Source organism: Ancylobacter sp. IITR112, assembly GCF_041415945.1.
GTDB lineage: Bacteria > Pseudomonadota > Alphaproteobacteria > Rhizobiales > Xanthobacteraceae > Ancylobacter.
The window spans coordinates 2,081,671-2,091,762 of record NZ_JBGCUS010000001.1; the positions used below are offsets into that span (position 1 = coordinate 2,081,671).

Genomic DNA, 10,092 nt, shown 5'->3' on the forward strand with positions numbered 1-10,092 from the left:
CGTAACGGAATGACGGCCTTCACATGATCCCCTCCGAACCGAAAATCACTCCCGAACTCGTCGCCGAGCACGGCCTCAAGCCCGACGAGTATGAGCGCATCCTGAAGCTGATCGGCCGCGAGCCGACCTTCACCGAGCTCGGCATCTTCTCGGCGATGTGGAACGAGCATTGCTCGTACAAATCCTCGCGCCTGCATCTGCGCGGCCTGCCGACCAAGGCGCCGTGGGTGATCCAGGGCCCGGGCGAGAATGCCGGCGTCATCGACATCGGCGACGGCAAGGCCGCCGTGTTCAAGATGGAGAGCCACAACCACCCCTCCTATATCGAGCCGCATCAGGGCGCGGCGACCGGGGTCGGCGGCATTCTGCGCGACGTGTTCACCATGGGCGCGCGCCCCATCGCGGCGCTGAACGCGCTGCGCTTCGGCGACCCCAAGCACCCGCGGACCCGGCATCTGCTCGCCGGCGTGGTCAGCGGCATCGGCTCCTACGGCAATTCCTTCGGCGTGCCGACCGTGGGCGGGCTGGTCGGCTTCCACACCCGCTATGACGGCAACAACCTCGTCAACGCCATGGCGGTCGGCCTCGCCGACGCCGACAAGATCTTCTACGCCAAGGCCACCGGCGTCGGCCTGCCCGTGGTCTATCTCGGCTCGAAGACCGGCCGCGACGGCATTCACGGCGCCACCATGGCCTCGGCCGAGTTCGGCGAGGGCGCGGAGGAAAAGCGCCCCACCGTGCAGGTCGGCGACCCCTTCGCCGAGAAGCTGCTGCTGGAAGCCTGCCTTGAGATCATGGAGGCGGGCTGCGTCGTCGCCATTCAGGACATGGGCGCCGCCGGCCTCACCTGCTCGGCGGTGGAAATGGGCGCCAAGGGCGACCTCGGCATCGAGCTCGATCTCGACAAGCTGCCCTGCCGCGAAACCGGCATGAGCGCCTATGAGATGATGCTGTCCGAGAGCCAGGAGCGCATGCTCATGGTGATCGCGCCCGGCAAGGAAGACGAGGCGGAGGCCATCTTCCGCAAATGGGGCCTCGACTTCGCCATTGTCGGCTACACCACCGACACGCTGCGCTTCGTCGTCAAGCACAAGGGCGAGATCAAGGCTGACCTGCCGATCAAGGAGCTGGGTGACGAGGCCCCGCTCTATGATCGCCCCTGGGTCGAGACGCCCAAGCAGCAGCGCATCGACCCCGCCTCGCTCGACATCACCGCGACCATTCCCGGCGCGCTGGAACGGCTGATCGGCTCGCCCGACTTCGCCTCCAAGCGCTGGATATGGGAGCAATATGACTATCTCATCCTCAACAACACCGCGCAGCGCCCGGGCGGCGACGCGGCGGTGGTGCGAGTGGAGGATGGGCCCAAGGCGCTCGCCATGAGCTGCGACGTGACCCCGCGCTATTGCGAGGCCGACCCGTTCGAGGGCGGCAAGCAGGCGGTGGCGGAAGCCTGGCGCAACATCACCGCCGTCGGCGCCAAGCCGCTGGCGTTGACCGACAATCTCAATTTCGGCAACCCGGAAAAGCCGGAGATCATGGGCCAGTTGGTCGGCTGCCTGCGCGGCATCGGCGCGGCGGCGCTGGCGCTCGACTTCCCCGTCGTGTCCGGCAATGTGAGCCTCTACAACGAGACCCATGGGCGCGGCATCCTGCCGACCCCGACCATTGGCGGCGTCGGCCTGCTCGACGACATCGAGAAGATGGCGACGCTGGACTTCAAGGCCGGCGGCGAGACCATCCTCGTCATCGGCGCCACCACGGGCTGGCTCGGCCAGTCCGCCTTCCTCTCGGAAATCCTGGACCGCGAGGACGGCGCGCCGCCGCCGGTCGACCTCGATCTGGAGCGGCGCACCGGCGATCTCGTGCGCGCGCTGATTCAGGAAGAGCTCGTCACCGCCGTGCATGACGTGTCGGATGGCGGCCTTTTGGTGGCGCTGGCGGAAATGGCGATGGCTTCCGGCATCGGCGCGACGCTGGCTGCGCCGCCGCCGGAGATGAACCCCTTCGCCTTCTGGTTTGGCGAGGATCAGGCCCGCTACATCGTCACCGTCGAGAGCAGCGCCAAGGCGCTGGTCGCGCGTCGGGCGGAGCTGGCCGGCATCCCGCTGGCCAAGCTCGGCACCACGGGCGGCGACCGATTGAATATTGCGGGCGAGCGCCCAATTGTAGTGGACGCGCTGCGCGAGCGGCACGAGGCCTGGCTGCCCATCTATATGGGCGCGGGCTTGATGTGAGGGAGCCTGTCTGATGGCGATGGAAGCGGCGGAAATCGAGCGCCTCATCAAGGAAGGGCTGCCGGACGCCTCGGTCGAGATTCGCGATCTCGCCGGCGACGGCAATCACTATGCTGCGACCGTGATCGCCGAGAGCTTTCGCGGCAAGAGCCGCGTGCAGCAGCATCAGATGGTCTATGCCACGCTGAAGGGCCAGATGGGCGGCGTGTTGCACGCCCTCGCGCTTCAGACCAATGTACCCGACTGATCAAAGCGGCCGGCGCGCCTAGCCCGCGCCGCCCGACACCCTCTCGGCAAGCCCGCAAGGGCGAAAGGCAATGTGATGAGCATTCACGATTTCATCGACGGCCAGGTGAAGAGCAACGACGTCGTCGTCTTCATGAAGGGCACGCCGCAATTCCCCATGTGCGGCTTCTCCGGCCAGGTGGTGCAGGTCTTCGCCCTGCTCGGCGTCGACTATAAGGGCATCAACGTCCTCGACTCCGACGAGATCCGCAACGGCATCAAGGAATACACCTCCTGGCCGACCATTCCGCAGGTCTTCGTCAAGGGCGAGTTCGTCGGCGGCTGCGACATCGTCCGCGAGATGTACCAGTCCGGCGAGTTGCAGACGCTGCTGGAAGAAAAGGGCGTCCCGGTGATGGGCAAGGCGACGGCCTGAGCTTCGCAGTCGGCCGAACCTCGTCTCTGCAAAGCCGCCCTTCGGGGCGGCTTTTTGCTGCGGCCATCGCCTGCGCCCGCCAACAAAAAAGCCGCCCCATCGGGCGGCTTTTCCGTGTCTCGCGATCCGGGGAAGGATCAGCGCGAATAATATTCGACGACGAGGTTCGGCTCCATCACCACCGGATAGGGCACCTCGTTGAGCTCCGGGATGCGGACGAACTTCGCCGTCATCTTGGAGTGATCGACTTCGAGATAGTCCGGGGTGTCGCGCTCGCCGGAGGCGACGGCTTCCAGCACCAGCACGAGCTGGCGGGAGGCTTCCTTGACCTCGATCACGTCGCCGACCTTCACCTGGTAGGACGGGATGTTGACGCGGCGGCCGTTCACCTTGATGTGGCCGTGGCTCACGAACTGGCGGGCGGCGAACACGGTCGGAACGAACTTGGCGCGGTAGATCACCGCGTCGAGACGGCGCTCGAGCAGGCCGATCAGGTTGGCGCCGGTGTCGCCCTTGAGGCGCGAGGCCTCGACATAGACCGAATAGAACTGCTTCTCGCCGATCGAGCCGTAATAGCCCTTCAGCTTCTGCTTGGCGCGCAGCTGCACGCCGAAGTCGGACAGCTTGCCCTTGCGGCGCTGGCCGTGCTGGCCGGGGCCATATTCACGCTTGTTGATGGGGCTCTTCGGGCGGCCCCAGATGTTTTCGCCCATACGGCGGTCAAGCTTGTGCTTGGCCGAAACGCGCTTGCTCATGCGCAGGTCCTCTCGCATATCGTTGCGGGTTGGATCGCGCCCCCTCCTCTACCCCCATTTCGGGAGCCGACAGGATCTTTCCGAACGCGCCGGAAAGGCCCACGGGTGCGTGAAACAGCTCGCGGGGCCGTTGCCAGCCCCGCGAGTGGGCGGGTGATTAAGCGCAAAAGGCGGGAAGGTCAAGGGTGGGGCTCAGCTTATCAGCTTGAGCAACGCCGTGAGCACGCCAACAGCGACCACCAGCATGCCGCCGATCTTGATCGTCAGCCGCTGCTCCGGCAAAGCGAGGTCGTCCTTGGCCGCCACCCGGTCCTGAAAGGCACCGGCAAGCGCGTCCGCCACCCCTTCCGCCTGTTCCGGGGTGAATTGCGCCTTTTCGCGCAAGGCGCCCGCGAGTTTCAGAGTATCGAATGGAATGGCGCCCATATCGCGAATATAGGGCGGCGCGACTCACCGCGCCACAGCTTTCACCGTCCCCCGCGCAGCGCCGCCAGCACCTCAAGGCTGGCATAGCCGTCGGGCTCCACCCCCATCTTGCGCTGGAAATTGGCCACCGCGCGCATGGTCATGTTGCCGACCCGGCCATCGACCCCGCCCGTGTCGAATCCCGCTCGCGTCAGCCGGCGCTGCACTTCCTGGATCTCCGCGAGGGTCAGCGCCCGCTCGCCGCCGGGGAACGGCGTGATGAAGGGGTCGCCGCCCAGCACCCGGTCGCCGAGATGGCAGACGGCGAGCGCGTAGTTCATCGACGGGTTGTAGCTGCGCACAGCATAGAAATTCTGCGTCAGCAGGAAGCACGGCCCCTCCGGCCCGACCGGCGCCCACAGCCGCGCCCGTGCCTTGGGCAGGGCGAAGCGCCCGCCGCCGGCCGGCGTCACGCCGAGCTTCGCCCAGTCGGCGACCGTGCGCCACGCCTTGGCGTCGGCATATTTTTCCGGCACGCCGTCCATCCTCACCTCGAAGCCCCAGGGCAGGCCGCGCTGATATTTGCCGCGCTTGATGAGGTAGAGCGAGGAGCCCGCCAGCGCGTCCGCCACGCGGTAGGGAGACGGCGCGCCGTCGCCGTCATAATCGACGCCGAGATTGAGCCAGACTTCCGGCATCCACTGGGTGTGGCCCATGGCGCCCGCCCAGGAGCCCAGCATTTCGTCCGGGCTCGCCCAGCCGCGCTGGACGATGGCGAGGCCATTGATGAGCTCGGTCTCCCAATAGCTGCGCCGGCGCGGCTCGCCCCAGGCGAGCGCGGCGAGCGCGGGAAACACCGGCTTCATATGGTCGGGATCGGTGACAAGTTCGCCGAAGGCGCTCTCCATGCCCCACAGACCCAAGAGCACATCCGGCTCGACGCCGAAATCCTTTTGCAGGCGCTTCATCAGCGCGGCATTGTCCTTCGCCGCCGCCCGGCCGGTCATCAGCCGCCAGTCGGAAATGCGGCGGTTGAGATATTGCCAGAGCTGTTCGCGGAATTCCGGCTGGGCGCTGTCCTTGGCGTAGACGGAGAGGTCGGGCTGAAGCCCGCTCATCACCCGGCGGTAGACCACATCGGAAATGCCCTTCGCGCGGGCGCGGGACTGGAAAGTCTCGACCCACACCTCGAATCGCTCCTTCGCCACCTGCGCCGGCGCGAGGCTGCCGAGCGCAAGTGTTCCGAAGCTCACCCCGGCGCCGAGCAGCAAGGCCCGCCGGCGGATCGGGAGGGCCAGCGCCCGGGAATCGATAAAGTCGCGCGTCACGTCAAAGCTCCTGCCGTTACGGCATGGTGGGCAGGGATCACGGCGCCGGCAAGGCAACCTGATCCGCCTACCACCGCCGCGCGATCAGGCCGGAGCGGACGCCTCCATGTCAAGGATCTCGCCTGAGCGGCTGCGCCGCCCGCCGATCCGTTCGACCAGCGCGGCATCGAGCGGCCGGCCGGTGGAGAACAGCCGCATCGGCGCGGGATTGGAAGCGAAGGCGACCGGGCCGACCAGCGAGGACAGCCGCCGGGCGATCGCCGCCGCCGGGTCGATCCAGCGCACCGGCCAGGGCGCCACCTGCTTCAGCCGGTCGAGCAGCAGCGGGTAATGGGTGCAAGCCAGCACCACCGTGTCGGTCCGCGACCGCCCCTCCCGCACGAAAGCGGGGGCGATCTCGGCGGCGATCTCGGCATTGCTCACCTCCTCGCCGCGCATGGCGGCTTCGGCCAGCGGCGCGAGCCGGGTGGAGCCGACCAGCGTCACATGGCAGTCGCCGGCAAAATCCTGGATCAGCTTCTGTGTGTAGTCGCGTCGCACCGTGCCGGGTGTGGCGAGCACGCTGACCTCGCGGGTAAGCGAGCTTTCACAGGCCGGTTTGATCGCGGGGACCGTGCCGACGAAGGGAATGGCGAAGCGCGCCCGCAGCGGCGGCAGCACCAGCGTCGAGGCGGTGTTGCAGGAGACCACCACCGCATCCGGCGCGGTGCGGGCGATCAGGCGATCCATCACCGCCATGACCCGCGCCACCAGCGCGTCCTCGCTGAGCGCCCCATAGGGAAAGGCCGCGTCGTCTGCGGCATAGATGAAGCGGGCATCCGGCCGCGCGCGGGCGAGTTCGCGAAACACGGAAAGGCCGCCGAGCCCGGAATCGAACATCAGTATGGTCGGCGCACGCAGTGCGGTGGCAGGCGGCAAGGACGACACGGCAACAGTCCCGGTGGACGAAGCAGGTGGCGAGACGCCGCGTAGGCCGGCAACGGTTACGGGAGAAGCCTCGATACGCATCTGATGTCCTCCATCTCAGGCATCATTGTGGCGCATCTTGGTGAACGCTTCGTTGCACCCGGCTCAGCTTTCGCCCGCGCCCTCCTCCGCCCCGTCGCTGCGCCCCTCCAAACGCGCGGCGGTGCGCGCCTCGCGCACCCGCCTGCCCTCCACCAGCGCCGCCACCATGCCGTGCAGCGTGGCGATGTCCTGCCGCGTCAGCCCGACGCGATGGAAGATGTTGCGGATGTTGCGGATCGTCACCGGTTTCTTTTCCGGCGAACGGAAGAACAGCGCCTCGTCCAGTTCATGTTCGACATGGTCGAAAAAGGCGAGCAGATCCGCCTTGTCGGCGATGGGGTAGCGGTCCGGCATCTGGAACGGCAGCGCCCCGCCGGAGGCCAGCTTGAACCATTCATAGGCCACGACAGCCACCGCCATGCCGAGATTGAGCGAGGCGAAGGCGGGATTGACCGGCAAGGTGAGGATGACATCGGCGAGCGAGACTTCTTCCGTATAGAGTCCCGTGCGCTCGCGCCCGAACACCAGCCCCACCTGCTCGCCGCCGGCGATTCGCGAGGCGGTCTCCACCGCCACCGCATCGGCACCGAGAACGGCCTTCTGCATGCCGCGCTCGCGGGCCGTGGCGGCGGCGACGAAATTGAGGTCGGCCAGCGCCGCGCGCAGGTCCGGGAAAATCTCGGCATTGTCGAGGATGCGGTCGGCGCCGGAGGCGAAGGTCACCGCCTTGGGGTTCGGCCAGCCCTCGCGCGGATTGACGATGCGCAGCCGCGTCAGGCCGAAATTGCCCATGGCGCGCACGGCGGAGCCGATATTCTCGCCGAGTTGCGGCTCGACCAGAATCACCACCGGCCCGCTCTCGGGCCAGTCGAGGCTGCGATTGGTACCAGCCCCGGTCATGACGGCGAGTCCGGGGCGACGTGAGGGAAAAGGGGGCGGTGCGCGCACATGCCGCCCTCCTAGAGCATTTCCGGCGCCGGCGAAATCGTTAAGCGCATTCGCCGGCCCCGCGGGGCGTCACGCGCGGCGGGCATGGCCAGTCACGCGCTGATCAAGCAACTGATCACTTGGCCGCCGGCAGGCGGCTGACCGTCACCTGGTTCGCCGCGCCGCCCTTGCCGCGGATCAGCCCCCAGACCACGCCGGGCTGCGCCGGGTCGAAGGCGAAGCCCTGCCCGGCGATCTCGACCGGGATCGTCTCCCGCCACTCCATCACCGAGCCCATCGCCGGCGGCGCGACCACATAGAGTTCGGGATTGTCATGGCCGGAAATGTAGAGCCGCCCGTCCGGGCCGAAGGCCCCGCCGGAATTGCTCATGTCCTGGAACTTGGCGACCAGCGCATCGGGATAGACAAACGCCTCGGCGATGCTCCAGTCGGCGTTGAAGCGCACGATCTGGGTGGCGTACTTGTTGCCATAGGCGAGCGGGCTCTTGTCGAAGACGCGGTTGTAATTGGCGAACGCGCCCCACCAGCGGCCCTGCGCGTCGCGGTCGAGCCAGGTAAAGGAGCCGCGCTCGATGCCGAAGCTGTGGCTGTCCAGATGTTTCAGCGTCTCCGCGTCCCATACCTCCACCGAGGAGGTCATCGGCCAGTCCGGGTAGTTGGAGTGGGCGGTGTAGAGCTTGCCGTCATGAACGACACCGCTGTCGAGATGGAGAATCGGCCCGCCCTTCGGACCCTCCCATTTCGCCACCGGCGCGCCGGTGGCCTTGTCGAGCTTCACCAGGGTGCGATTGTCGATGGCGTAGAAAAAGCGGTCCGTCACCGCGACGGCCTGCCGGGCTTCGGGAACCTCGAACCGGCCGATGGTCTCGGCAGCGGGGCGCAGTTCCTGCGCGCCGGCGGTCCCGGCCGCCAGCAGAAGGGCGAGACTGAACAATACAGGGCGTGCAAGCATGGTCGTGGTCCTCTCGACGCACCGCGGCGCACCCGTGCCGGTGCCGCGTGACAGCGGAGCGGGAGCTAGCAGCGCCGGGTGAAGCTGCCACGACAGGGGTTTGACGATTTACTGGCAAAGCGGGGCCGCGGCGCGCTTTCGCTCGACGCTGCGGCGCGGTATCACGCCCTATCACCGGTGCCGGCCGCGCGGACCGGCGCGGAGGCCCATTACGAAGCTGCATCCGTGCGAGGTAGGAACCCAATGGCGAAGATCAAGGTGGCGAATCCGGTCGTCGAGCTCGACGGCGACGAGATGACCCGGATCATCTGGCAGTACATCAAGGACAAGCTCATCCATCCTTATCTGGATGTGCCGCTCGAATATTACGATCTCGGCCTGCCCAACCGCGACGCGACGGGCGACCAGGTCACGATCGACGCCGCCGAGGCCATCAAGCGCGTGGGCGTGGGCGTGAAGTGCGCCACCATCACCCCCGATGCCGGCCGCATGACCGAGTACAACCTCGCCAAGATGTGGCGTTCGCCCAACGGCACCATCCGCAACATTCTCGGCGGCGTGATCTTCCGCGAGCCGATCATCTGCAAGAATGTGCCGCGCCTCGTGCCCGGCTGGACCCAGCCGATCATCGTCGGCCGCCATGCCTTCGGCGACCAGTACCGCGCCACCGATTTCCTCGTTCCCGGCAAGGGCACGCTCAGCATCAAGTTCGTCGGCGATGACGGGCAGGTGATCGAGCACGAAGTCTACAAATACCCCGGCGCCGGCGTGGCGCTGTCGATGTACAACATCGACGAATCCATCGCCGAGTTCGCCCGCGCCTCGCTCAATTACGGCCTGATGCGCAAATACCCGGTGTACCTCTCCACCAAGGACACCATCCTCAAGCAGTATGACGGCCGTTTCCGCCAGATCTTCCAGGAAATCTACGAGGCCGAATTCAAGGCCGAGTTCGAGAAGCACAAGATCTGGTACGAGCACCGCCTGATCGACGACATGGTGGCCTCGGCGCTGAAATGGTCGGGCGGCTATGTCTGGGCGTGCAAGAACTATGATGGCGACGTGCAGTCCGACATCGTGGCGCAGGGCTTCGGTTCGCTCGGCCTGATGACCTCGGTGCTGATGACGCCGGACGGCAAGACCGTGGAAGCGGAAGCTGCGCACGGCACGGTGACGCGCCATTACCGCGAGCACCAGAAGGGCAAGGAGACCTCGACCAACTCCATCGCCTCGATCTTCGCCTGGACGCGCGGCCTCGCCCATCGCGCCAAGCTCGACGACAATGCCGACCTCGCCACCTTCTGCGCCACACTGGAGAAGGTGTGTGTCGACACGGTCGAGAGCGGCTACATGACCAAGGATCTCGCTCTGCTGGTCGGCGCCGACCAGAAGTGGCTCTCCACCACCGGCTTCCTCGACAAGATCTCCGAAAACCTGAGCAAGGCACTCGCCTGACGGTCAGATCCCCGGGGCAAGGCCGCCCCGGGGATCGCTGCGGCCCGGCGCCGGACCCGCGCCGACAGGCGCGCCGGCCGCCTCGCCCGGCATGCGCGGAGAGGTTGCTATACAGGGTTTTGCAATTCTCAAAAGTACCCTGACACCTCTCGCATAAGTACGGCGTGTGGCTAAGAAGACAGCATCCACAATCAGATCGAAACGAACAAAATTCGACACCCTCCGCGGCGTTGCGTGTCGGCAGCCCACACCTCTAGAACGGTACCCAATTATACGGTGTCCCAGGGCGAATCCGTCCGGGGAATAAACCGGATGCGGTGGCGGGGTACGGGATTTGGCTGGC

Annotated in this window: 10 protein-coding genes; 4 read left to right on the forward strand and 6 right to left on the reverse strand. The window is 66.6% G+C overall.

What is annotated here, in order from left to right; translation table 11 throughout:
• Positions 1–23: 23 nt before the first annotated feature.
• The 3 genes from purL to grxD all read left to right on the forward strand — a co-directional run bounded on the left by purL (position 24) and on the right by grxD (position 2,898).
• A complete protein-coding gene (purL, locus tag AAC979_RS10130; RefSeq protein WP_371346705.1) occupies positions 24–2,237 on the forward strand; it encodes a phosphoribosylformylglycinamidine synthase subunit PurL in 2,214 nt (737 codons plus the stop codon).
• A 13-nt stretch (positions 2,238–2,250) separates the two neighbouring features.
• Positions 2,251–2,484: a BolA family protein gene (locus AAC979_RS10135; protein ID WP_018391433.1), complete on the forward strand. Its 234-nt coding sequence runs from the start codon at positions 2,251–2,253 to the stop codon at positions 2,482–2,484.
• 72 nt (positions 2,485–2,556) lie between these two features.
• Complete coding sequence (grxD, locus tag AAC979_RS10140; RefSeq protein WP_371346706.1) at positions 2,557–2,898, forward strand: Grx4 family monothiol glutaredoxin; 342 nt, start codon at positions 2,557–2,559, stop codon at positions 2,896–2,898.
• 137 nt (positions 2,899–3,035) lie between these two features.
• Here grxD and rpsD read toward each other — a convergent pair whose 3' ends face one another.
• From rpsD to AAC979_RS10170, 6 genes are all read right to left on the reverse strand, one after another.
• Positions 3,036–3,653 (reverse strand): 30S ribosomal protein S4, encoded by a 618-nt coding sequence (gene rpsD, locus AAC979_RS10145; protein ID WP_371346707.1) that lies wholly within the window; start codon positions 3,651–3,653, stop codon positions 3,036–3,038.
• A 192-nt stretch (positions 3,654–3,845) separates the two neighbouring features.
• Positions 3,846–4,079 carry a hypothetical protein gene (locus AAC979_RS10150; RefSeq protein WP_371346708.1) on the reverse strand — a complete coding sequence of 78 codons (234 nt, stop codon included), beginning with the start codon at positions 4,077–4,079 and terminating at the stop codon, positions 3,846–3,848.
• A gap of 41 nt (positions 4,080–4,120) precedes the next feature.
• The gene (locus AAC979_RS10155) at positions 4,121–5,386 is read right to left on the reverse strand and encodes a lytic murein transglycosylase (RefSeq protein ID WP_371346709.1); all 1,266 of its coding nucleotides are present in this window, start codon (positions 5,384–5,386) and stop codon (positions 4,121–4,123) included.
• 84 nt (positions 5,387–5,470) lie between these two features.
• Entirely contained in the window at positions 5,471–6,313 is an 843-nt protein-coding gene (murI, locus tag AAC979_RS10160; protein ID WP_371346710.1) for a glutamate racemase, read from the reverse strand.
• 144 nt (positions 6,314–6,457) lie between these two features.
• Entirely contained in the window at positions 6,458–7,294 is an 837-nt protein-coding gene (locus AAC979_RS10165; RefSeq protein WP_371346711.1) for an RNA methyltransferase, read from the reverse strand.
• Between the two features lie 163 nt (positions 7,295–7,457).
• Positions 7,458–8,294, reverse strand: coding sequence for a cycloisomerase (locus AAC979_RS10170; protein ID WP_371346712.1), 837 nt, complete (start codon positions 8,292–8,294; stop codon positions 7,458–7,460).
• A gap of 243 nt (positions 8,295–8,537) precedes the next feature.
• On the opposite strand from AAC979_RS10170, the gene AAC979_RS10175 reads away from it, so the two are divergent.
• Positions 8,538–9,749, forward strand: coding sequence for an NADP-dependent isocitrate dehydrogenase (locus AAC979_RS10175; RefSeq protein WP_371346713.1), 1,212 nt, complete (start codon positions 8,538–8,540; stop codon positions 9,747–9,749).
• Positions 9,750–10,092 lie beyond the last annotated feature (343 nt).

Coding starts and splice junctions, on each gene's coding strand:
- rpsD (WP_371346707.1), bottom strand. CDS start 3,653: ATGAGCAAGCGCGTTTCGGCCAAGCACAAGCTTGACCGCCGTATGGGC.
- purL (WP_371346705.1), top strand. CDS start 24: ATGATCCCCTCCGAACCGAAAATCACTCCCGAACTCGTCGCCGAGCAC.
- AAC979_RS10165 (WP_371346711.1), bottom strand. CDS start 7,294: ATGACCGGGGCTGGTACCAATCGCAGCCTCGACTGGCCCGAGAGCGGG.
- AAC979_RS10170 (WP_371346712.1), bottom strand. CDS start 8,294: ATGCTTGCACGCCCTGTATTGTTCAGTCTCGCCCTTCTGCTGGCGGCC.
- AAC979_RS10150 (WP_371346708.1), bottom strand. CDS start 4,079: ATGGGCGCCATTCCATTCGATACTCTGAAACTCGCGGGCGCCTTGCGC.
- AAC979_RS10175 (WP_371346713.1), top strand. CDS start 8,538: ATGGCGAAGATCAAGGTGGCGAATCCGGTCGTCGAGCTCGACGGCGAC.
- AAC979_RS10135 (WP_018391433.1), top strand. CDS start 2,251: ATGGCGATGGAAGCGGCGGAAATCGAGCGCCTCATCAAGGAAGGGCTG.